We start from the raw sequence: 23,679 nt of genomic DNA, 5'->3' as shown, positions 1-23,679 counted from the left end.
CCCAAGAACACCGATCGGCAGGCGCCTGCTCGTACGCGCGTACGACCGGTCGCTCCCCTCATCCGATCACAATGAGCGGCTCGGCGGAGGCGAATGGACCACGGACGACATGCGCAAGCGACGGTTTGCGACCGTCCGCTCCACCCCGAAGTCGGCGAAGCTCTTGCCAGACATCATCACGAACCCATCACAGCACGACACCAGGAAACCGAATGAGTATTGATCGACGAAAGAAGCCATACCGTAGGCTGGGACAGGACCCTCTGGTTCTCGCCGGTTTCGGAAGCTTCTGTATAGACGGGGAAATGGTCGAGCAGACCGCCGTGGAGATGGGGCTCGCCGATTTGGGCATAATGGAGAGCGACACGCTACCGATAAACCAGCTGTATGTGAACTATATGGAGCCGCCGGATGCCGAGCAGTTTCCGGTGGTTATGGTGCACGGCTTGACCGTCAGCGGCAAGTGCTACGAATCGCAGCCTGACGGACGAATGGGCTGGGCCGAATATTTTGTTCGAAACGGGTATCCGGCGTATGTCGTTGATCAGGTAACTCGGGGAAGATCGGGCTTCAATCAGGCTGTCTACAACAATGTGCGTGCGGGCATCGCTCCGCCGGACTCGCAGCCGCCATTCGTTCGTTCGGGTAGCAACTTCGTCTGGGTGGAGTTCCGGATCGGTACTGAGCCCGGCGTGCCTTTCGTCGACAGCCAGTTCCCCGTCGATCACATCGAAGACTTTCTGATGCGGACGGTTCCATGTCCATTCGATTACCTCGACCCCAACCAGACATCTCGCCAGCTGATTCAGTTGGCCACCGAGTTGGAGGGCGCAGTACTGCTGGGGCATTCCGAGTCCGCGATGTATCCGATCGAGGCGGCGGTGCTGAATCCGAGCGCGGTGAAGGCGGCCGTGGTGATCGAGGCCGAGAATCCCGATGTCACCATCTTCACAGATGAACAGCTCGCCATACTGGGGGAAGTGCCGATTCTCTTCGTTTATGGTGACCATCTCGATGCGGAGCTGTTCATTCCTGGCGGCGACTGGCGGGTCGGCTTCGCCAAAGCGCAGCAATTCGTCGAGCGCATCAACGCCTTGGGTGGAAATGCGGAAATACTGTTCCCGCCGGATCTTGGCATCTTCGGAAACAGTCACATGATCATGAACGATAAGAACAGTGATCAGATCGCCGACCTCATCATGGCGTGGATTCAGAAGAACTCGGTTTCCATCGTGTCTTGACCACGACTGATCCACGTGTAGGAGAACGTCGGGAAGGGATATTTCTCAACATGGTCGGACGATGAGGAAATGGGTGTGGTGACGGGCGGTGGTTTATCCGCCGACTTCGCAGTCGCACCCATTTCCTCGGACGGGCCTCAAAGAAGAGTTGATGAATCGACAATGGTCGCGAAGAAGGCCCACCCCGCCGGCGCGCTGTGCGGAACTACGGCCGAGCGGTCATATCGTGAAGAGCCGGAACACGTCGGCATTCCTGCCGGGGACAAACCTTGCGGGTATCCGCCGACCAGAGAGTACTGGGACATCGCCTTCTATCCTGGCGAAGATCCTGGGCCCTTCATCAGCTCCACGATTGCGATCAGAGTCGGCTCACACGGCTGTCTGGTCGCGCCGTGCGCGATGAAGCGGTGTCCGCGTGTCAGGCGCTCTTCGAAAGTAGGCTACCTGTCCCGAGGAGTTAGATGCTGCCACCGCATAGTGTCCCGAAAAATGGGATGGATCCTATCTAGGTAGGAGAGGGGTCACTAGGGTCCCCGATATGACGATGGTGGAATACCCTGCGATCAGCGCCGCAGCCGATCGACTCGCGAATGCCTCTGTATCGCGCATCCCCTGCGCACCGGTCCGCGATCTGATCGGCCGCGATGACATCGCGGCCGCCTACCGCGTGCAGTCGCGCAATCTGTCGGCCTCCTTGGCCTCGGGCCGTACGGTTATTGGCCGCAAAGTAGGTCTGACGTCGCCTGCGGTACAGCGGCAACTGGGCGTCGATCAACCTGATTTCGGTTTCTTGCTCGATGACATGGACTGCACGAATGACGCGCGGGTCGATCCGGCCCGTCTCCTGCAGCCACGTATCGAGGCCGAGATCGCGTTCGTTCTCTCGACGGATGTCAGCGAGCCGCTCACCGCTGCCCAGGCTCCCGATGTCGTCGATCGAATCCTCGCCGCTTTCGAAATTGTGGACAGTCGCATCGCACACTGGGATATCAGCCTGGCGGACACTGTCGCGGACAACGCCTCTTCAGGGCTGTTCGTCCTTGGAGACTCGTTGCCCCGTGCGGTCGCGCCGGAGCTGGCCTCGGTGACCATGACGATGTCGGCTGACGGGATAGAAGTCTCGTCCGGTCGGGGAGTCGACTGCCTCGGCAGTCCGTGGGAGGCGCTCGTGTGGCTGGCGAACACCAGCATCGCTTACGGCTCCCCACTTCGTGAGGGCGAAATCGTGCTGTCCGGTGCACTCGGCCCGATGGTTCCAGTGGTCGCCGGAACCACCTACACAGCATCGATCTCCGGAATCGGAGCGGTCGAAACTTCGTTCGCGCCCTGACCTCGATGCAATTCGACCACTGAGAAAGCGAAGATCATGAAGCGAACACAAGTTGCGGTGATCGGTTCGGGCAATATCGGCACCGATCTGATGATCAAGGTGCTGCGACTGTCCGAGGTTCTCGAGATGGGGGCGATGGTAGGAATCGATCCGGCATCGGACGGGCTCGCCCGTGCCCGGCGGCTCGGTGTCCCGACGACCGCTGAGGGCGTAGCGGGGCTGATCGGCCTCGACAATTTCGACGAGATTGATATCGTCTTCGACGCCACTTCCGCGAAGGCGCACCTGATCAATCAGCGGGCTTTGGCGCCGTACTGGAAGAAGCTGGTCGATCTCACTCCGGCAGCAGTCGGTCCGATGGTCATCCCCGCAGTCAATCTCGACGCACATGTCCACGAAAACAACGTCAACATGGTGACCTGCGGAGGCCAGGCCACCATTCCGATCGTCGCCGCGATCAGTCGAGTGGTGCCTGTTCCATACGCGGAGATTGTGGCCTCCATCGCCTCACGCAGCGCGGGGCCAGGAACGCGCGCGAACATCGATGAATTCACCGAGACCACCAGTCATGCGATCGAAGTGGTCGGTGGAGCCGTGCGCGGTAAAGCCATCATCGTTCTGAATCCGGCCGAACCACCTCTGATCATGCGCGACACCGTCCTTGCCTTGGTGAACGCCGCGGACCCTGCCGACCACGACAGGATACGCGACAGTGTGCGCGCCATGGTCGAAGAGGTTGCCACCTATGTGCCCGGCTATCAGCTCAAGCAGCAGGTTCAGATCTACCCGGTGCAGTCGGACCAACCGATACGGACCCTGACCTCTGCACCGGTCACTCACCAGGTGTCGGTCTTCCTCGAGGTCGAGGGCGCAGCTCACTACCTGCCCGCGTACGCAGGCAATCTCGACATTATGACCAGTGCGGCGATCCGCATGGCAGAGGCCATCGCCCAAAGCTCCGCTCAGACCAGAGGACACCTCTCATGAGTTCCACCGTCGGTGCCGTCGAACGGCTGTTCATCCAAGATGTCACGCTCCGCGACGGCATGCACGCCATTCGTCACCGTCTCGAGCCACGACAATTAGGGGCCATCGTCTCCGCGCTCGATGCTGCAGGCGTCGACGGGATCGAAGTCGCTCATGGCGACGGGCTCGCAGGTGGTTCGCTCAACTACGGCCCCGGCTCCCATACCGATTGGCAATGGATCGAGGTTGCGGCAGAGCACTGCGTCAATGCACGGCTGACCACTCTCCTACTGCCGGGCATCGGCACCATCGGTGATCTGCGTCGGGCTTACGACCTCGGTGTCCGTTCGATCCGCGTCGCCACCCACTGCACCGAAGCCGATGTCGCCGCCCAGCACATCGCGGTCGCGCGTGAACTCGGCATGGACGTTTCAGGCTTCCTGATGATGAGCCACATGGCCGACGCGACCGTCCTTGCAGCGCAGGCGGCGCTGATGGAATCGTATGGTGCGCACTGTGTGTACGTCACCGACTCGGGTGGCCGACTTCTGATGTCCGACGTACGAGACCGCATTCGCGCCTACCGTGACGTTCTCGATCCGACGACGGAGATCGGCATCCATGCCCACGAGAACTTGTCACTGGCAGTCGCGAACTCAGTGGTCGCCGCCGAAGAAGGAGTCACGCGAGTCGACGCGTCCCTGGCCGGTCAGGGCGCGGGCGCGGGCAACTGCCCGATCGAACCCTTCATCGCGGTGGCGGATCTTCAGGGCTGGAAACATGGCTGTGACCTATTCGCCCTGCAAGATGCGGCCGAGGAATTGGTGCGGCCACTGCAGGACCGCCCTGTCCGGGTGGATCGCGAGACATTGACGCTCGGCTTCGCAGGTGTCTACGGTTCGTTTCTCCGGCACGCTGAAGCGGCCGCGCGGCGATACGACCTCGATGTGCGGACCATCCTCATCGAAGTCGGGCGGCGAGGTCTCGTCGGGGGCCAAGAAGACATGATCACCGACATAGCCCTGAACCTGAGCGCCGCGCAATGAGGCGTCCGCAGCGTCGCGATCTGGACGAAAGGCTGTGCGGGCCTCGGGTATCGCGCATGCGGGAGTGCGTGCAGGGATCGACATGTTCGCCGGTCACACCGTCGAAGCCGCGTGATCGGTGAACCGGTGGCTCGTGTCGTCAGGTTCGAGTCCGAGCAGGTATGAGCACGAACAAGATCGGAAACTAGGCGTGAATTACCGTGTGACCTTCGCGATCATCACTGTGGGAGTCGGAGCGTTCGGTCTCCTGCAGTCGTTGCTCATCCCGATCCTGCCGACGGTCAAGGACGCCTTGTCCGCGAGCCAGAGTGGTGTCACTTGGGTCCTGACCTCTTACCTGCTTTCGGCGTCGATCTTCACCCCGATAATGGGGCGGCTCGGCGACCTCTACGGAAAAAGGCGAGTATTCGTTGTCGCGCTCGCCGCGTTGTCGATGGGGTCGCTGATCTCCGTGCTCGCGACATCGTTGCCAATCTTGATCCTGGGGCGGCTGGTGCAGGGTGTGGGGGTGGGGTCCTTCCGTTGGCATTCGGGATGATCCGTGATGTGTTTCCTCCCGAGCGAGTGAGCGGCGCCATCGGCGTGCTCGCGGCGCTGGCAGCCGCGGGATCGGGGCTCGGCGCGGTGCTCGCCGGTCCGATCGTCGCCGTGCTCGACTTTCGGTGGTCCTTCTGGATTCCGCTGATCATGACCACCCTCGCCGCAGTTGCGGCGTACTGGGTCATTCCCGAGTCGCGGGTCCGAGCGACAGGAAAGCTCAACGGACTAAGTGCTCTGACGCTGTCGGTGTGGTTGGCTGCCCTCTTGCTTTCGGTGAGCCAGGCTCCGGCGTGGGGCTGGACATCCGGGAAATTCCTCGGACTGCTGGGCTGCGCTGTCGTCGGTGCGCTGTTGTGGGTGGTGGTCGAGTCACGAGTTTCAGCGCCGATGATCGATATGAAACTGATGCGGCAGCGGACTGTGTGGGCATCCAACCTGTCCTCGATGATGATGGGGGTCGGTATGTATGCAGCATTCGCATTTCTTCCACAGTTCTTGCAAACGCCGACCACAGTCGGATACGGATTCGGGACATCGGTCACTGGTGCAGGTTGATACTGCTGCCAATGACCATCGGAATGTTCTTGGTGGGATTAGCGGCGGGTGGCCTCACATCGCGCTTTGGCAGCCGGAATCTTCTAATCGGGGGTGCCGTGATCAGTGCAGTCACCCTCCTCGCAATGGCAATCATTCATTCCAGCGAGATGGTCGTCTATGTCACAGTGTCCATTCTGGGAATCGGCTTCGGACTGGCGTTTTCGGCGATGTCTACCCTCATCGTTGCGGCAGTGGATCCCGGCCAGACCGGCGTTGCAAGCGGAATGAATGCCAATGTCCGGACAATCGGTGGCTCGCTGGGGACGGCCCTGATGGCAAGCATTGTCACTTCAGGTTCGCCGACTCTGGGCGGATTCCCGAAAGAATCAGGCTACGCCAGAGGCTTTCTCATGCTGAGTGTGGCAGTCTGTCTCGCAGCCATCGTGGCATTGTTCCTTCCGTCCGATCGCAGCGCAGACCGAAGTCCGAAATCGGATGCGCGCGCACCGATGCCTGACAAAATGACCGGCGCGGTGGATGGCAAGATGTCGGTCTGTTGAGAGGTCCGGGAAGTCGCCGGCGGTGCGGTGAATGCACTCGGTGCAGTGAAGGGCAGCGGCCAACTCCGGCGCCGCCTTGTCGGTCAGCGTCAGGAGTTTCGCGTCTGCCTGTGAGAGTGCGCCCGCAGTGAATCGTATGATCAGCGCCCGGAAAAGGGAGGTCCCTCTGCCGCTCAGCTCTACTTCCCGGAGCGAGGAGCAGGCACGAGTTCGGAACCGTGGAACCGTCAAACTTCGCCGATCCCTGTCTACTGCTGCCGCATCAATCGGATGGATTGAGCGACGGGCGAAGTGCCCTCAGATCCTGTGGGGTCAAGCAGTAACCAGCGCCCTCGGGGGCGATTGCGAAATCCTGCGGAACTTTGGGCCAGGATTGACAAGGGTTGAACTGCGGGCCAGTACCGCCGTGTCGGCCAGTGATGTGCCGTGTCACTTTGTGACCTTTGGTCTCGGCGGTCCCGCGGAGTCGGATTCCGATTTTGAGCCGTATGGTCGTGGCCAGGAGTTCGGCCAATGCATCGCGCAGCCGGATGATGTGGAGCCAGAACCGAATCCGCTCCCATTCGTTCCGCTCTGCCATTTCCATCTCTAGCTTCATCCAGTCCGGCTGTGACGTATGCCCATCGGACCAGGATGGTCGTGAGTTCCGCGGTGTCGGCCGGGTGAACTCGGGGCAGTCGTTCGGTGGAGTGGTTGCGGAGGCGTTCGGCGATGTGATGCGCTTCGGCTGGTGAATCGCGTTCTTGCGTAGCATGCACGGTTTGTCCGCGACCGCTGTTCGCGGGATTCGGCCTTCCGGTCAGGCGTCCACAGGAGAGCCATGAGCGCGGCGCCGACAGGGATGCGTCCTGAGCCCACGTTCCGATGAGTGTTCCATTCGGTGACGGCAGTCACAGACATTCACGAGAGCGCGATGCGCGGCGGGGCCCGTGCATGGGAATATGCCGCACTGGAGGTGCAGGGCAGCGGATGATTGCCGACGGCAGTGTCGATTTGGCTGTGCGTATTCGAGATCACGCTGTCGATGTGTAGAACGCCGTCCCTGCGTCGAATAACTTGCGAGGGGCACCGATCTTGCGGCCGGTCGGGCGGGCCGCCGGTGTGTAGAACCGAACCCTTTGGCCGCCCGGCCGCGGGATCGGGGTCTCGTCCATGGGCGAGCATCTACGGTAGTTATGCCGTGGGCAGTACGACGACATCGAGGGCGCAGATAGGATTTGTCCCATGAAGCGGGACAATCTCTCTTTGCTGCAGCGGTCCGCCGTGGTGCTGGACAGTTTTCCCGGCGGCACTTCGCTCTCGCTGGCCGAAGTGTGTGCCCGCACCGGGCTGCCCCGCTCGACCACCCACCGCGTCCTGGTTGCGCTGGTCGAACTAGGGTGGCTGACGCGTAACGGCAACAAGTTCGAACTAGGGCTGACCTTGTTCGAGCTCGGCGAGCGCGTCGCGCTCAAACATCGGCTGCGAGCGGCAGCTCTGCCATTCATGCAGGATCTTTACGCTGTCACCGGGCAGACTGTGCATTTGGCCGTGCGGGATGGCCATGATGCGGTCTATCTGGAGAAAATCCACGGACACTCGATACTGCCGCTGCCGTCGCAGACCGGCGGCAGACTGCCGCTCACCTGCACCGCCGTGGGGAAGGCACTGCTGGCAACGGAGAACTCTGCCGTCCAAGCCGAAGTGCTCGCCAGGCCTTTGAGGAGCTTCACCGTGAACTCGATCACCGACCCCGCCAGGCTGGCCCGCGAACTCGATGCAGTGCGACGCACCGGAATAGCCATAGAACGCGAGGAAGCCGCGTTGGGCGGATGCTGCCTCGCGTCACCGGTCTCCCTCGCGGCGCGCCCGACCGCGTCCCTGTCGGTGTCTGTCCCGAGCGATCAATTTCATCCCGAACTGCTCGCGCCGGCAGTTCGGACCGCCGCGCTCGCGCTCGGACGTGTCCTGGCGCGCACGGCGGCGGTGCCATAAGTGCAGGAGGACATGGCCGGCCCTTGTTCTCTTCGCTGCCGCCAGTTCGCGCTGGCCTTGGAACTCGGCTGTGAGTGCGCTGAAGGTGGTCGCCTGCGTGCGGGCGCCTCGATCGGCGTTGCCGAGGATCTCGGCAACGCCGAACAGGTCCGCTCCCGGCGTTACCGACACCGATGTCGATGCGAGCGAAGGCGTCGACTGCACGGTCGTCGGCAGCGTGCAGAGCGGTGCTGTCGCGGACGTCGAGGATCTCGGCGCGGATCGATCGAGGTGAGTGGGAATGAGATCTGCGACTGTGGATGGCGTTCGTGGTCTCTGAACCAGCGGTTCGCCGCATGGCGTATGGCGGCCGCCGCCAGTCGCCGCGCGCTGTCCGATCAGACGCCGATCCCCGCCGTCGGCTACCGGGCCTGGAGCCCAACCCGCTGAAGCAGGTCGCACTGTTACCTGATCGCGCAGCAGCCTCGTCAGCGGCGTCGATGACGAACGCCACGTAAACCCAGCCCGACCACGTGGACACACAGTCATATCGGCCACCCATAGACGGTTCGGTGCCAGCGGCGCGAACTTCCGTTGCACCAGGTCCGCGGGCCGCTCGGCGGCAGGATCCGGGACGGTGGTGCGCTTGGCCCGTCCCCGCGACGCCCCGCGCAGGCCGAGTTCGCGCATCAACCGCTCGACGGTGCAGCGAGCCACCCGTTGCCTTCCCGGTTCAGCTGCAACCACATCTTCCGGGCGCCGTACGCACTGAAGTTCTCACGGTGGACTCTGACAATCTCCACCTTCAGTGTCGGCGTTCACGGAAATCCCCAGGTTGAGCTGGCACGACACCTTCGGCCCCTCGTCGCGTTCCTCCCGCTTCGTGGGACTCGCTTGCGATACTCGTAATATGTTGAGGGGGCGAAGTTTACGCCGAGCTCCCACAGCGCGGCGCAGATAGACTCCACACCCGGCTGAGGATCCGGATGGCTGATCGGGCCGGTGGCAGCCCAGGCGGCTGCGGGACCTCGGTAGGCTGTTTGGTTCCCAGCATGGCGTAGAGGACGTCGCAGCGGGATAGGATTTCCGGGACCGCCGGATGGGCGACGCGCGGGCCCAGGACCCGATCGAGAGCGGGATTGCGCTGGTCAGCAGCTGTGGGCGTCGAGCTGGTCGAACACCGCGCATTCCTGCCGCACAGTGACGCCCCGCTCGACAGCATCGATTCGCCTCGACGAAGCTGACAATGCTCTCGGTAGCTACCGATGCCTAGTCAGACGTGCGGCATGGGGCGCCTATGGCTTCGGCCAGTATCCGGCCGCATGGGCGAGTGCTCGGCCTTCCCACTGAGCGACGATCGTTTCGAATAGTTTTCCCGCCTCGATGGCGGGCCAGTCGTCACCGAGTAGTGACGTAGGTAGCCCCGGATCACGGAACGGCAATTTGCGCCAATGTTCGATCGCGTTCAAGTACGCAGCAAACGCCTCGTGTCCGTCGACCGCAGGGGAAGAGGCTAATCGGTCCAGCTGCGCTCGCTGCAGCAAAATGAACTCACGGTACCTTTGGGCGATCCCATCGAGGTCCCAGGCCCGCCCGACGAGGCTCACTAGATCTTGTCCGCCTCGGTACGGGCCGACGAATACGATGCAGTGCTCAGTCAGTTCGAGTTCGGCGATCGCTTGCAGCGCCGAATCTGTAGCACGCGCTGGGGCTATCCACAGCGCGGAATCCGCATTACCGAAACCCAGCGCTGCCAGATGTGTACGGAGCTGGTGACGGCGTGCGCGTACCGCCTCCGGGATCGAAAACGACACGATGCACCAGCCGTCGTCCAGCGACGCTGCCGGTCGTGGATGCCAAATGATGGCGTCACCGGATGCGAGCGCATCCAGAGCGACCGACGTGAGTGCGTATCCACGAACCCTGCCGCGAGTTTCGGGCGTCAGCCAGCCACGCTTTTTCAACCGGAATACCGCCGTTCGAGCGCTGGACTCGTCCACACCACACTCCCCGAGCAAAGCAACGGTTGCCGTGATCGGCATCCAATTCCCCATACGCCGGACGACGGACCCCACGAACCCTACCGTTACCGTGCGTGATCGATGCGAGCTGCGCGACTCTTCGATGAGTTCCACCCCGATTATTCTGCCTACCGCTGGGCTTGATCGTCCGAGCGCGTCGGGTCGCGTCGTCGTCTGACACAAGGACGAGGTGATAAGGGCATGGTGACCGACGCCGCTGCCATTCGCGTGCTCCCCGGATCTCCCCATCGAAGGCTGTGCATATGGGTTGGCCTACCGGACCCAGTCCACGCTGTCATGTGACCTCACATGGAGGATGGATCTCGTGACGCTGGGTTTCGATTTCTCCGATGTACTCCGGACACGGGCCGCCCGACCGATTTTGGTCGCATTCCTCGCCACGGTGGTGCGTCGCATGGGCAACTGGGTTCCCGCATCCGCTGCCGTCGAACTTATGTCACAGCTCGGGCTGGAGGAATCGAGCGTCCGGACAGCGGTGTTCCGCCTTCGCAAGACATCTTGGTTGCGGGCAGAGACTCGCGACCGGGTCCGAGGGTACGCACTCACTGACATTGCACTAGAGGCGCTTTCCGAGGTAGACGTCGTCATCACGACGATGCGCCAGCCTGCTGTGCTGCAGGACGGCTGGTGCCTCGTGCACACCTCGATTCCCGAACGGCAGCGTTCAGTGCGTCATCAGTTGCGCTCGCGTTTGAGTTCGGTCGGGTTCGGCAACCTCGGGTCGGGTCTGTGGGTCGCCCCGGCGCGCATGGAACAAGTTGCGCGAAGCACCCTGACAGAATTGCGACTCCACGAGCAGTCCGTTATTTTCGTCGGGGCGCACATTCCCGGCCATGATCTGGAACGCGTGGTGGGTCGATGCTGGGACCTTCCGGCGATCAACGAGCGGTATCGTTCCTTCGTTCACCTGCACCGACCGCCCGCTGAGGTTTTGCGTTCCAGAGAAATGATCGACGGGCGCGCCGCGTTTGCCGCCTACATGACGCTCATCGATGACTGGCGTGGGCTACCCCTTCGCGACCCAGGGCTGCCTCGGGAGTTGCTCGGCACGGAGTGGGCGGCGGAGGAGGCCGTCGCAGTGTTCGACGATTTCGTCGCGACTCTCGAGGGTCGCGCTCTCGCATACGCCGCCGGGTACTGGCCGAACGTGGCTGTTTAGCTTGACTCTGTCGGTGATCTTGAAATTCGGTGTGTCGTGGCTGATGGGCTGTCACACTGTGTCACGACACACACTGCGGGGCGCGAATACTGTTGCGTCCCTGAAGGAACAGGTGAATGTCACTCGGACCCGGTCCGGCCAAGATGGTCCCGCCGCTGACGGCGCGGATAGCCCGTGCCAGCAATCCTCGCGGCACCACAGCGATGTGGATACGTGATCGGCTCGAAAGCCTATGGAGCAATGAGGATTTCGCCGACTGGTATCCGCGTGACGGGCGGCCGGGTCTGTCTCCGGCCCAGCTGGCCACCGTCTGCGTGCTGCAGTATGTGCTGGACCTGTCCGATCGGCAGGTGGCCGAGGCCGTGCGCTGTCGTATCGACTTCAAGTACGCGCTGGCCCTGGAGTTGGACGACCCCGGCTTCCACCACAGCGTGCTGAGCGATTTCCGCGACCGGCTCGCCGAAGGAGACCGCGCCGACCGGCTGCTCGATCTCGCCCTGGCCCGGCTCACCGACGCCGGACTGGTGCGTGAGCGCACACCACCCAGCGCACCGACTCCACCCACGTGTTGGCCGCGGTGCGCGACCTGACCCGGCTCGAGCCGGTCACCGAGGCCGTCCGCGCCGCACTCGAAGAACTTGCCCGCGCTGCTCCGCACCTGCTGACCGGCCTGGTCGACGAGGAATGGGGACGTCGCTACGGCTGCCAGATGCGCCTGGGCAAGAACCCCACCCGACCCAAGACCAGGATCCTCGCCGCCAGCGAGGACGCCTGCCGACTGCTGGAGCATCTGCAACAGCAGGGGCCGGACTACCTGTCGGGCCTTCAGGCCCAGGCTCTGCGACAGATCGTCCTGCAGAACTACTACCGCGATGACAAGGACCGCCTGCGCTGGCGCACCGACACTGACGGCGGTCTGCCACCCTCGGCGGTGGCTATCGTTTCTCCCTACGACATCCAGGCCCGCTACGCGCGCCGGGGACAAGTCACCAGGTGGAAGGGGTTCTTGGTCCATCTGACCGAAACCTGTGCACCCGAGGGCACCAACGTAATCACCGACGTGGTCACCACCCCGGCCACCACACACGATGCCCACGTGCTTCCCGGAATCCATACCCGCTTGCAGCGTCGCGGGCTGCTTCCTGCCGAGCACCTGGTCGACGGCGGCTACACCTCCCTGGTCCAGGTCGCGCAGGCCGCCCGCGAACATCAGGTCACCCTCACCGGGCCGCTGCCGGGTAACCCCACCCGCCAGCACCGCGAGAACGAGGGCTTCGGCCGCGACGACTTCCGCATCGACTTCGACCGCCGGCAGGTGACCTGTCCCCAAGGCCAGGTCAGCAAGGGATGGCACGGCCCCTACCCGACGTCGTCTCCGACCGCGGCTCCGCTGATCGTGGCTCGGTTCACCAAGGGCCAGTGCCAGCCATGCCCGGTCCGCAGCCAGTGCACCACCTCCAGCGACAGCGCCCGCAACGTGGGCTTTCCCCCGCAAGAGCTCCTCGACCTGCAGGTGCGGGCCCGCACCGAGCAACAGAGCCCGGCCTGGCGCACACGGTATGCGGTCCGCTCCGGCATCGAGGGCACCATCTGCGAATTCGCTCACGGCCACGGCATGAGAAGATGCCGCTACCGCGGCCAGACCAAAACCCACCTGCAGCACGTGTTCACCGCCATCGCCGTGAACATCGAACGCCTCAGCGCAGGACCGCTACCAGACGAACCATCCCCGCCGCGCCCGCCAACAGCCTTCCAAAACTACCTGGACCACAAGGGAATTCCCCGACTACGGTCCTGGCAGGCGGTCAGCGGCTGATCTCGCAACTCACAAGATCACCGACAGAGTCAAGCTAGCCGGTAGCCGCCCATTCGCGTCTGTTCCCGACCAACGCCACCGTAGTACTTGCGGCGTTGACCTACTCCACTCTCGTCACCCTCTCAGGCCGCGCCACCGCGTCGCGTGGCATCTCCTTCTGGCCAGCATTGAGATTCACAAATGAGACGAGCGTCAGATAGTTGGCGTGCATCGCGACGACCAGCTTGGCTTTCGCATCCATCTCGTACGCGCGTTTCGTTAAGCTGCGGCTGTCCGTATGGCCAGCTCAGGGCGCACGTGCGCGACCAAAATCCTTGCATGTTGACCAGGTAACAGGGGGTGAACAACTGGTCGAAGTTCAAGTTGCTACGCGGCGGGCTGCTAAATCCCGGCAACAAGTTTGGTCAAAGCTCTGGCAGAGGTGTCCGTCAATCTCTAATATCGTACGAGCGTCACGAAAGTGAGCCAGAAGTTAGAGCCTGGAGAACAGTGAATGAGTGCAATAGTGCGGCGTAGCAAGGTCCTGGTCATCGGATCGGGGGGCAATGCCATGTCGGTCGCGATCAAAGTCCGTGAGGCGGGGATCGGCGATGTATGGATGATCAGTAAGCACAGCGACTTCGGGGGTGTATGGCACCAAAACACGTACCCTGGCTGCGGCGTGGACGGGCCGGTGACCCTCTACCAGCTCAGCTACTACCCGAGCGGTGATTGGTCTCGGCTGTTCGCGACTCAGCCGGAACTCCTCGCGTACTTTCAGGAAGTCGCTCGCCACTACGGGCTCTACGACGTCATCGACTTCGACACCGAGATGACGCGCTCCCGGTGGATCGAGGAAGATCAGGAGTGGGAGGTTGAAACCGACCGCGGTGTATATCGGACGCAGCACCTCGTCCTCGCCACAGGATTCCTCGACGAGCCCAATGTCCCCGATATTCCAGGTCTGTCCGACTTCAAGGGCAACGTTTTCCACTCGTCGTCGTGGCCGGAGGGGTACGTCGGCGAAGATCACCGTGTCGCAGTCATCGGGACCGGCTCGTCGGCACTCCAGATTGTCGCTTCCCTCCAGCGCACCGCCGCGGCCCTCACTGTCTTTCAGAGAACCCCAACCTGGATTCTCCCGAAGGACGATCGCCCGCTCACCGACGAGGAGCGCACTCTCTACCGCGGGGACGTGGAAGCGGTCCGTGTCCTTCGTGAAGAGGCGCTCCTGGCGGGCGACCAGCATTTCGCCGATGTGTTCCGCGGCGATCGTCCAGACGCTGCTGCGGAGGTACAGGCTGGAGCACTGGCCTACCTGCACGACCGTGTCAGCGACCCCGCGCTGCGCGAAAAACTTACCCCGAGCCACAGGTACGCCTGCAAGCGTCCCGGCGCTAGCGACGATTATTATGACGCACTTTCTCAACCCAATGTTGAGCTCATTGCCGAAGCCGCAGCGCACATCGACGCTACCGGGATCACCTCGGTGGGGGGTACGCGGGTCGAGGTCGACACGCTCGTACTCGCCACCGGGTTCTTCTGGGGAACCCACATCCTCGGCCGGATTCACCGGCGCGACGGGCTCACCGTGCGTGAGGCGCAGCAGGGGCACCCGCGTGCTTACCGCTCTATCTCGGTATCGGGCGCACCCAACCTGTATCTCGTTGGTGGCGCGGCCCCCAACGGTCGTTACTTTCTTGGGCTGGTCCCCGGTGAGCGCGCCGGGATCTACGTTTCCGAAGCCGTCAAGTACATGGACAAAGCGGGGGTTCGCGCACTGGAAGTACTGGAGGAAGCACAGGACGCCTGGAAGGCCAGGGCTGATGAGGCCCTAGCAAAGGGACCTGCGGTCTCGGGCGACTGCGTTAGCTACATACTCGACGAGACTGGGCACAACTCGGCCGACTGGCCCGGCGGCTGGCATGAGCTGGAGGAGCAGCTCACCAACTTCGACCCGACCCCCTACGTCGTGCCGACGGTACCCAACGCCGAGCCCACGACGGTAGCGGCGCGGTGAGCTACGTCAGCGGGGGCAGCGCAAGGAGTGATCGCAAATGAACGCCGAACAGGTCGTCCGTGAACTGATCGCCCGGTTCGCCACCAGTCGCTTTGCCGAGGCTTACGAGCTTTACGCTCCGGCTGCGGAGATCTCCGTGGAATTTGCGTTTCCCGAGCGTGTGGTGGTAACGGGAACGGAAGGCTGGAGTACCACGCCTCCCCGCCTCTACAGCGATCTCGAGGTCCGCGATCTCGTTGTGTATCGCACTGATGATCCGGCGGTCGTGATCGCCGAGTGGACCTATGTGTCTCAAATCAACGGTCAGCTGATAGAGAACGGCAACATCGTTGTCGTCGAAGTACGCGACGGGTTGATAGTCCGCTCACGTGATTACCACGACCACTTACGGCGTGCACTCGCGGATGGGACGGCTCCCGATCTTGCTGCCCGACTCCAGGCCGCCGCTGAGCGAGTCGACGGCGCCTGACGCCGACCAACCAGCGTGCCCCGCGGCCACATCGGCACGATGCCAAACAACGACCGTCACAAGAATTCCCACGACGCTCACCAAACAAAGGAGACTGGAATGACTGCACTTGACATCCCCCCGGCAAAGATCCAGAAGGAAACGCTGCTCCAGGCAGCGCGCGATATCGTCCCCTTGCTGCGTGAGAACGCGCCGCGCGTCGACGCGGAGGCAAGGATCCCGGACGAGAACCTGAATGCGCTTCGCGACGCAAACCTCCTGGCCGTCCTTCGTCCCCGCCGATACGGGGGAGTGGAGGTCGGACTGAGCACATCGCTGAAGTTGCAGGCGATTCTTGCGGAAGGGTGCGGGTCCACCTCCTGGGTCGTCGGACTCGGGAGTGTGAGTTCCTATCTGGTCGCTCAATTCAGTCAGGAAGCCCAAGACGACGTATGGGGGACCGATCCTGATGCGCGTATCTCGGTGGCCAACTCACCCGCGGAAGGCAAGCTGGATGAAGTCACTGAGGAAGGCTGGGTCATCTCCGGACGGTGGCGCTACGCGTCCGGTTCCAGACACGCACAGTGGATCGTCGTAGGCGTTCCCGCCTCTGACGCCGAGGGCAACCCCGATGTCGGACTCGCGCTGGTGCCAATGAGCGAGGTCGAGATCGAGAACAATTGGCACGTCGCCGGCATGCGCGGAACAGCATCCGACACAATTGTCGCCAATCGAGTATTCGTGCCAGCCCATCGCCAGTCTTCGCTCAACGCCGCGATCGCCGGTGAGACGCGAGGGCCCTATGCCAACGAACCCGGCACCATCTACCGTGCCCCGTTCTTTCCGGTCTTCTATTCGTGTCTGGCAGCTTCGCCGGTGGGCTTGGCCCGTGCTGCGCTTGCCATCGCGACCGAGGTTGCCCCTACGCGTCGCATCCCATACTCCGGTATCCTCCAGTCGGACGACCAGAGCATTCAGATTCTGATCGCCAACGCAGCGATTGCTGCCGACTCTGCCGAGATGCACTTGTTGCGCATGGCCGACGAAACCGATCGTGCCACCGCCGAGGATCGAACCTTCACAGCCTTCGAAACGCAGCGCGCCTTGTCTGACTGCGTCGCCGCTGCCCGCTACTCCGTCGAGGCAGTACGGAACGTGACTCGCGCGCTGATGTCGTCGAGTTTCTTCGATTCCAATCCGCTCCAGCGCATTTGGCGCGACAGTGAAATGGCTGGCTCGCACCTCGGCTTCGCCGAGTTCAACGTCGCTCCGTACGCAAAAGAGATGTTCAATGTCAGCGGCTAGCTGTGCGATGTTGATGGCAGGCCGTGGCGAACTCCATCTCCGCGGCCCGGCCATGCTCTACCGCAGTACCGGTTGCGGTGCGAGGATGAACAGTGTGAATGCAGCCGACACTCAGCCAGCGGGAGCAACTTTTATCGCGCAGCTGAGGACAAGAGCCCGCGCCGATGGACTCTTGCTCGACGACGACTCACACGAGGCGTCGTGCACTGCATCGGTCAGACGAATGGCAACGGCTGATGGCAGCAGTGCGGATTTTTCGATCCCAGTGCAGGACCCGCTCTCGCCGGTCGACATCCTCGTTAATGTCCAGAGCGTGGCATGTCGAGGGAGCGGTGACGACCCTACCGTGGCGCTGACTGACGCAGTCGCTTCGCGTACATATCATTACCTTCCGCGTCTGCGTCTCTCGGCTGCGGCAGTCATCGTAAATCTCGTAACATTCGACAGCGTCGAGACCGCTGAGCAGTACTGGGATGCAGCGAGAGCAAGTCTCGCTGCCGTAAACGCGATCTACGCTGTCGGCCTGCCCACAATGCGAGTCAACGGCGCGCTGCTCCACCCATCGATGTCCACGCAAGAACAGCTCGATAGAGTGTGGCGCTTCGTGCACGTGACACCGGATGGCAGTACAGGCGCGATAACGGATGTGCGCCCGTGAGTTCCGCTGTGGTGTACCCGATCTGGCCGAACTGGAACTTGTCGCGCGTCGTTGCGTCGACGAACGCGGACGCCTGGCAGGTCTGCGCTTCGACATTCCATCGCTGATCGCCCACATCGGTGCGTGGACCGCGCTTGCGCCGGCGCCATCATCGCGACCGGCCAACCCAGCGGGCGTCGGCTGCAGAGGTTCCGCAACCGCGCTACTTCCGAGTCGGCGGCGAGCTGTCGACCAATTCGATCGGGCGCTCCACCCTGACCAGCCCAGTCATCGACGGGCCTTCGATGTATCAAGGCCAACCTCGAGCTCCTCAGGAGACGTGACATGACGACCGCGATTCGCTATGGCGCGCCGAGAAGCGCCACGACAAGTTCCAGTTCCACGACATAGATAGGGAAAACGGGCATGCAGCGGGTGACGAGAGGTGCTGCCGCGCGAGCGGGCTGTCGAGTCCATTCTGCTGCTGATGGCGGTGGCCGCATGATCGTAAACGGGAGAGCCATATCGGCCGGGCAGGCATGTCGATTTTTACGCTCCACCGCCGAGAGTTCAGGGCGACGTGCCTGTTCGGGACTGACTGCCACGTGGTCGCCATTTCAAGATATCCGCGGCGCGATTCGATTGACACAGCGATATGAGGTTCTGGTGAGTAACGATGTTGATGAGAAACGATTTCACGGTCACGGGGCTCGAAGCGTTTCGGGGAGGGCCTGATTCGATTCTCGTTGTCGGGACTCCTCGTGGACTGGCGGCCGAGGATGCTCAGTACTCTCTGATAGAGGCTGATGACCTCCGACGAGCGCAGGCGCGATCCCGGGAAATCCGCCGCATGCGATCGACTCTCGGGCCTCCGTATGACGATCTACTGGTCATTGTCTCGGTCGACACGGTGATCGCACACAGGTCATCAGACGCGAGGGAGAGCTCTCGGCGTCTGGACTATCCTGAAGAAGGTAAGTCGGTATCGTACGTCGGCACACCCGAAGGACTTTGCGGGCTCATACGCGATATCCGCGCTCTGGGGATTGCGGATGGCCTGTTGATCAACTCGCCTGACCCGAATTCGATCGCGCTGGTCGCCCACGAGGTCGTTCCTCGGCTCCGTCACGGGACAGAAAGCCACACACTCTGGTTTGCGCTGGAGGGGAGTTTGCCGACTCGCGCGACATTGCGCTAACAGATCGAACATGTGAGGGTCATGCCCTGTTGGCTCATTTATCGATTTTCATCGCTCCGCAGTCGGCTAGCTACTTGCCCCTGAAAAAGTAAGGGCGACTGAGCGGTGCTGATTGGTGGAATCTACTGCGGCAGTGGATGCAACATCTACCTGCACCGGGTCGACCGGGCATGGGATGTGCGCGAACAGGGGTGCTGGTCCGGTTCGCCGATGATGCCGTGGTGATGTGCCGTTCGCGGCAGCAGGCCGAAGCCGTCCTGGCGCGGCTCACGGTCCTGTTGGCTGAGCTGGGTTTGGAGGCGAAACCGGCCAAGACCCGGATCGTGCATCTGCGCAAGGGGGGTGAGGGCCTGGACTTTCTGGGTTTCCATCATCGGTGGGTGTGCGCGGAAGGACGCACCGGCGGCAAGGGGGTTGCTTTCCTCGCCCGCTGGCCTGCGGACAAGGCGATGCAGCACGCCCGCAACCGGATTCGGGACATGACCGTCCGGCGGCGGACACTGCTGCGGGTGGAGCACATCGTGGAGGAAGTCAACCGCTTCCTGCGCGGTTGGGCGGGATATTTTCCGGTACGAGAACTCGTCCCAGCGCTTCGGCAAGATCAGAAGCTACGCGCTGATGCGAATCGCGAGGTTCATCGCCAAGAAGCATCAGCGCAGCCGAGGCTTCGGGTTGTCGGTGATCTCGTTTGCCAGCGACAATGAGCTCGGGCTGATCCGTCTTGAAGGAATCGTGGTCGCGCCCAGGCCCTTTCGGGCCTGGCGGGTGGCGCCGAATGCCGGTGGTGAACGGCGTCGGTAAGCCGTGTGCGGGAGAACCGCATGCACGGATTGACGGGCGGGAACTGGAAACGGAACCGTGGACAGTCACGGTGAGGAAGAAGAACAGCCCGGTGGGAAACCACCTGGCCACAATGGCTTCATCACCTACCGCCGTCCAGGCCACCGCGCCAGTTCTCGACCCTCCACATGGGTGATGTGCTGGCCTGATCGGGTTCGGATTGCCGTTTTGCGACCGTTCTGGCTGTATGACGGTAGGGCTGGGGTCCCGTTCAGCGGGTGGCTGCCTGGTTCCATGGGCCCGGTGTGGTTGGTCTTTCGTCTCGTTTGAGCGGGTGAGTGCTGGTCAGCCGGGTTGTAGGCGGGTCAGCGCGGTGACGGCCAGGTCGGTCCAAGGGTTGTGGGCTGACAGGCGCAGGTGGGTTCGGCGGGCGTGGTGTGCGAGGCGGGCGGGGATCGAGAACAGCCGCAGCAGTAGGGTTTTCACCTCCCAGCGGCGTGCCTTGTGGCTGTCCGCGAAGGCGAGAGTCTACATCCAGGCTGTCAGATCCAGCGCGAGCGCGACGAGTGCGAGCCAGATGCGGTTGGCGTCGAAGCCGTGGAACGGCAGATTCCGCAAGCCGGTGTCCTTCGCAGCGCGGATGCGGTCCTCGCAGCGGGCCCGCTGACGGTGCCGTAGTTCCAAGTCGGGCAGCTGTCGTGTGAGGGCTCAGGACCTCGGTGATAAACGACGCTCAGGACCTGGTTGAAGGTCTCAGGACATAGTGGACTTGCGAATTAGATTCGGGGGGAGTGGATTTTGGCTTTCCAGCGTCTGACTGGGTAGTCGGTGGTGCGTGGGTGCAGCGCCACTTCGGCGTCGGCGCAGGTGATCCGGAAATGGGTGTCTTCGACATGGATGGTGGCCGTCTGGCCGGCGTAGGTGCGGCCGATGCGCAGTCGTTGACGGGCGACCATGACCACCCCGTCGGCGGGAACCATCCGTTCGACGCTGATGGGTCCCGGCGCCGGCGGCGGAAGCTGCGTCGCGGCGAGACACGCGCCGCGGATCTTGGTGCGCTCGCCGGCGGGGATCGGTGAGGGCAGCGTTTTGGCGAGGACGCCGTTGTCGACGACATGGACGAGGTGTCCGTCCAGACGCAGAGTTACTTTCCGGCCGGCGAGCTCGATGCCGATCTTGAGTCGTCGTTTGGCGAGATCGACTGCGCTGTTGACATCTACGGTCCGTTCGACCTCGACCACTTCGCCAGCGGCGAGGGTGCCGGTGCCGGTCTCACCGTGGTCGATGAACGCCCACAATGGGTGGAAACCGAAGCCACGCTTGAACGTCGGTGTCGCCCTTTCCTTCTCCGGGTGCGCGTCGGTCAAGGTGGCATCGAGATCGGTCAGCAGCGGATGCTCGGCGTCGATCCCGTGATCGGGGGCATGTTTCCCGGCCAGCGTCCATGCCCGCGCTCGTGCGTCAGCGCGCGCGGAAGCGATGGCCGCCAACGCTTTCGGCGCATCGGCCGCCAGAACGTTCAACCAGCCTCGACACCGTCGGATCCGACGCCACCACACCGAACATGCCCGGTTCGGCCCGCAGCAGTATCAGGTCCGAGACACAGTCGGCGCCGATCGCGAGCGAGACCGCCAGATCCAGCACAACCTTGCCTGGATCGTGGATGGACAGTGGTCTGCGCCACGGCGCCAACGCCTCCGACAGCCCTCGGATCACCCCCACCTTTTCGGCCGTGCGGATCAACAGCACCGACCCAGCCTGCGACACGACACCCGCACCGTCTTCGTCTCGGTGCTTGGCAACAGCATCGAGGAGTCGCGGCGCTGTGGGCCGAGTTGTCCGACGCGGCGTACATCATCGAAGAATTCGGCCTGCCACCCTGGGCACCAAGCTTCGGAATGCTGACCGATCGCTACGGGGTCACCTGGATCCTCGACGTGGCCGCCGCCTATGATCACTTGCCCGGCCACGGCACCAGATACCTTGGCCCCGTTTATCTTCCGAGGTCTGTGCTGGTTCAGGCAGCGCGGTGTGTGGCTACGAACGGCTTGGACTCGATTGCCACCGGCATTGAAGCGCCAGTCGGTGTGTTGAAGGCTATCGGAAAGCTCCCATTTTGCGGCTGGGAAGCCTACCTATGTGGTTGCTGAGGCACGACACGAGCGAGTGCGGTGCGGTTCGGGGCGCCGGTCTTGCGCAGCAGGGCGCCGACATGCTTTTCGACGGTCCTGGCGGAAATGCTGAGTCTGTCGGCGATCTGCTTGTCACGCAACCCGAGTTCGACGAGTGCGCGTACTTCCCGTTCACGCTCGGTTAGCGGCTCGGGGGTCTGGTCCTGAGTGTGGCGTGGCGTGGCGAGCGACGCACTGAGCAGCACGTCGCCGTGTGCTGCCGCGACCACGGCTCGAGCGAGCGCTGGTCCGTCGAGGTCGGCGTCAATGCAGCCGCGGGCACCGGCCTGTACCGCTTCACGCAACAGGTCGTCGGAGTAGTCGTCGACGTTGACCAGCACCGAGATTTCTGGGCTTGCAGCTCGGATGTACGACGTCAGCCGGGCGCCGTCGAGACCTGGCATCCGCAATTGGACGATTACGACGTGGGGGTCGAGGATGCGGACCGCATCCACGACCTCGCGTGCGTCAGCGATCTCTCCGACAATCTGAATATCGGGTTCGGCGCAGCCCAGTAGTCTGGTCAGGCCGCCTCTTACTACCGGCCGAGGATCGACGACTAGCACACGCCACGGTGCGTCACTTCGAGACTCATCGCCTCGGTTGTTCAGCTCGTAGGGGATACGGGCGCGCAACCGAGTGCCCCAACTTGGCGTTGATTCTATTTCGACTTGCGCGCCTATCCCGTGCGCGCGCGCGACGATTCCTTGCAGTCCCAAGCCCGGGCGTCGATTCCGGCCGCCACTCCCAGCGTCGAAGCCGACTCCGTCATCCTCGACGATGATCGAAATTTCCAGCGGTCCGTACATAACGCCGACTCGGACCGATACCGCTCGTGCGTGGGTGACGACGTTCGTAAGCGCTTCCTGGGCGATTCGCAGCGCCTGCTGCCGGAGATGCGATTCGACACTTTCCGGCGGCTTGCCGCTGACGACGAAGTCGGTGCGCAGGCCGCTGGTCGAGCGGACCCATGCCAGTTCGAGCGCGATCGCATCTTCGAGAGGAGCGGCGTCGAGCACGGCCGGTCCAAGGCCCAGCACCGTCCGCCGGGTGTCGGCGAGCGCAGCTTCGGCGGCCTCACGTGCGGCGTCGATGTGTGCCGCGAGCGCAGCAGGCGTTGCCTCGGACGCGGAACGCGCGGTGCGGCCGCCTATGACTGTGGCATCCATGGCGTCCAAGTGCAGCATGATCGAGCCCAATGCGCGGGCTACGGTGTCGTGTACGTCACGGACCACCCGCTCGCGCTCGGCCACGATAGCTAGCTGCCGCGAGCGCTCCTCAGCCTGGGCGTACCGGCGCGCGTTGGTAATCGCTAGCGCGGCATGCCGGGCGAACAGGTCCATGAGGATGATGTCCTCGTCGTGAAAACGAGTATCCGGGTCGGTACTGAAAACCACACAGGCTCCGATGATTTCGCCCCCCCACTCGATAGGGACGGCGATCGTCGCATGCAGCCTGTCTCGATCGGCCGGGGAAAGATGTCCAGAGCGGACTTGGGAATAGCTGTCGAAGACGACGGGGCCTCGTTTGGTCACAACCGCACCGGTTGCGCCTTCGCGCAGCGAGAATACCTGGCCTTCCTGGCAGCGAACACCGACGTCGGCTTCTTTGCGGTATGTTCCAGCTCCCTCGTCAACGGTTGAGATTGCTCCAGCTCCACCGCCCACCATTTCGATGGCTCGGCGAAGGATCCGCAGCAGCAGCGGCCGCAGGCTGAACTGTCCGGCTAGGTCCTCGACCGCGTCGATGAACATGTCGGACTGCACGGCGGGTCTATGTGGCCGGTTCTCCTCGGGTGTTCGGGCTCGTCGGCTGACGTGATCGCCCAGCGTGTGCTCGCCTGATCGCATACGCGCAATCCTTACGTGCGGACCCAACGGGGGTTTTAGAAATAAAATCTATTTTTAGAGTAATGTAGTTGCGGGAGTATTTCACCATCTTTTGCACTTCT

16 protein-coding genes and 3 pseudogenes are annotated in these 23,679 nt (G+C 62.9%); 15 read left to right on the top strand and 4 right to left on the bottom strand.

The window, feature by feature from the left end; translation table 11 throughout:
• The first annotated feature begins 305 nt into the window (after nt 1-305).
• The 8 genes and pseudogenes from ACQPZ2_RS29070 (at nt 306) to ACQPZ2_RS29035 (ending at nt 8,468) form a co-directional block, all read left to right on the top strand.
• Complete coding sequence (locus ACQPZ2_RS29070) at nt 306-1,241, top strand: hypothetical protein (RefSeq protein ID WP_433521373.1); 936 nt, start codon at nt 306-308, stop codon at nt 1,239-1,241.
• 538 nt (nt 1,242-1,779) lie between these two features.
• Nucleotides 1,780-2,571, top strand: coding sequence for a 2-keto-4-pentenoate hydratase (locus ACQPZ2_RS29065; RefSeq protein WP_433521372.1), 792 nt, complete (start codon nt 1,780-1,782; stop codon nt 2,569-2,571).
• A 36-nt stretch (nt 2,572-2,607) separates the two neighbouring features.
• Nucleotides 2,608-3,558 (top strand): acetaldehyde dehydrogenase (acetylating), encoded by a 951-nt coding sequence (locus ACQPZ2_RS29060; RefSeq protein ID WP_433521371.1) that lies wholly within the window; start codon nt 2,608-2,610, stop codon nt 3,556-3,558.
• Nucleotides 3,555-4,583 (top strand): 4-hydroxy-2-oxovalerate aldolase, encoded by a 1,029-nt coding sequence (gene dmpG, locus ACQPZ2_RS29055; RefSeq protein WP_433521370.1) that lies wholly within the window; start codon nt 3,555-3,557, stop codon nt 4,581-4,583. The genes ACQPZ2_RS29060 and dmpG overlap by 4 nt, the downstream gene beginning before the upstream one ends.
• Nucleotides 4,584-4,701: 118 nt before the next feature.
• Nucleotides 4,702-5,678 (top strand): annotated as a pseudogene (locus ACQPZ2_RS29050) (MFS transporter).
• Between the two features lie 11 nt (nt 5,679-5,689).
• Complete coding sequence (locus ACQPZ2_RS29045) at nt 5,690-6,220, top strand: MFS transporter (protein WP_433521369.1); 531 nt, start codon at nt 5,690-5,692, stop codon at nt 6,218-6,220.
• Between the two features lie 1,224 nt (nt 6,221-7,444).
• Nucleotides 7,445-8,194 carry an IclR family transcriptional regulator gene (locus ACQPZ2_RS29040; protein WP_433521368.1) on the top strand — a complete coding sequence of 250 codons (750 nt, stop codon included), beginning with the start codon at nt 7,445-7,447 and terminating at the stop codon, nt 8,192-8,194.
• A 70-nt stretch (nt 8,195-8,264) separates the two neighbouring features.
• The gene (locus ACQPZ2_RS29035) at nt 8,265-8,468 is read left to right on the top strand and encodes a hypothetical protein (RefSeq protein ID WP_433521367.1); all 204 of its coding nucleotides are present in this window, start codon (nt 8,265-8,267) and stop codon (nt 8,466-8,468) included.
• 201 nt (nt 8,469-8,669) lie between these two features.
• On the opposite strand, the pseudogene ACQPZ2_RS29030 reads toward ACQPZ2_RS29035, so the two are convergent.
• Both ACQPZ2_RS29030 and ACQPZ2_RS29025 read right to left on the bottom strand, forming a co-directional pair.
• Nucleotides 8,670-8,982 (bottom strand): annotated as a pseudogene (locus ACQPZ2_RS29030) (IS3 family transposase); the annotation flags it as partial.
• A gap of 486 nt (nt 8,983-9,468) precedes the next feature.
• Complete coding sequence (locus tag ACQPZ2_RS29025; RefSeq protein ID WP_433521366.1) at nt 9,469-10,443, bottom strand: PaaX family transcriptional regulator; 975 nt, start codon at nt 10,441-10,443, stop codon at nt 9,469-9,471.
• A 76-nt stretch (nt 10,444-10,519) separates the two neighbouring features.
• Here ACQPZ2_RS29025 and ACQPZ2_RS29020 point away from each other — a divergent pair, with 76 nt between their 5' ends.
• From ACQPZ2_RS29020 to ACQPZ2_RS28990, 7 genes are all read left to right on the top strand, one after another.
• Nucleotides 10,520-11,374: a PaaX family transcriptional regulator gene (locus tag ACQPZ2_RS29020; RefSeq protein WP_433521365.1), complete on the top strand. Its 855-nt coding sequence runs from the start codon at nt 10,520-10,522 to the stop codon at nt 11,372-11,374.
• Nucleotides 11,375-11,490: 116 nt separating this feature from the next.
• On the top strand, nt 11,491-11,964 hold the full coding sequence (locus tag ACQPZ2_RS29015) for a transposase (protein WP_433521364.1): 474 nt from the start codon (nt 11,491-11,493) through the stop codon (nt 11,962-11,964).
• Nucleotides 11,952-13,190: a transposase gene (locus ACQPZ2_RS29010; RefSeq protein WP_433527548.1), complete on the top strand. Its 1,239-nt coding sequence runs from the start codon at nt 11,952-11,954 to the stop codon at nt 13,188-13,190. Before ACQPZ2_RS29015 ends, ACQPZ2_RS29010 begins: the two co-directional genes overlap by 13 nt.
• 493 nt (nt 13,191-13,683) lie before the next feature.
• The gene (locus ACQPZ2_RS29005; RefSeq protein WP_433521363.1) at nt 13,684-15,189 is read left to right on the top strand and encodes a flavin-containing monooxygenase; all 1,506 of its coding nucleotides are present in this window, start codon (nt 13,684-13,686) and stop codon (nt 15,187-15,189) included.
• 37 nt (nt 15,190-15,226) lie between these two features.
• Nucleotides 15,227-15,658, top strand: coding sequence for a nuclear transport factor 2 family protein (locus ACQPZ2_RS29000; RefSeq protein ID WP_433521362.1), 432 nt, complete (start codon nt 15,227-15,229; stop codon nt 15,656-15,658).
• Nucleotides 15,659-15,757: 99 nt separating this feature from the next.
• Entirely contained in the window at nt 15,758-16,942 is a 1,185-nt protein-coding gene (locus tag ACQPZ2_RS28995) for an acyl-CoA dehydrogenase family protein (RefSeq protein ID WP_433521361.1), read from the top strand.
• Nucleotides 16,943-18,968: 2,026 nt separating this feature from the next.
• Nucleotides 18,969-19,481 (top strand): reverse transcriptase domain-containing protein, encoded by a 513-nt coding sequence (locus tag ACQPZ2_RS28990; RefSeq protein WP_433521360.1) that lies wholly within the window; start codon nt 18,969-18,971, stop codon nt 19,479-19,481.
• A 421-nt stretch (nt 19,482-19,902) separates the two neighbouring features.
• Here the strand turns inward: ACQPZ2_RS28990 and ACQPZ2_RS28985 are convergent.
• Nucleotides 19,903-21,324: pseudogene (locus ACQPZ2_RS28985) on the bottom strand (transposase).
• Nucleotides 21,325-21,688: 364 nt separating this feature from the next.
• On the bottom strand, nt 21,689-23,578 hold the full coding sequence (locus tag ACQPZ2_RS28980) for a response regulator (RefSeq protein ID WP_433521359.1): 1,890 nt from the start codon (nt 23,576-23,578) through the stop codon (nt 21,689-21,691).
• Nucleotides 23,579-23,679: the final 101 nt, after the last annotated feature.

Source organism: Nocardia pseudovaccinii (assembly GCF_050942345.1).
Classification (GTDB): Bacteria; Actinomycetota; Actinomycetes; order Mycobacteriales; family Mycobacteriaceae; genus Nocardia; species Nocardia pseudovaccinii.
Note: the sequence above shows the minus strand (reverse complement) of the source record. Positions and strands in the feature narration are given on the sequence as shown.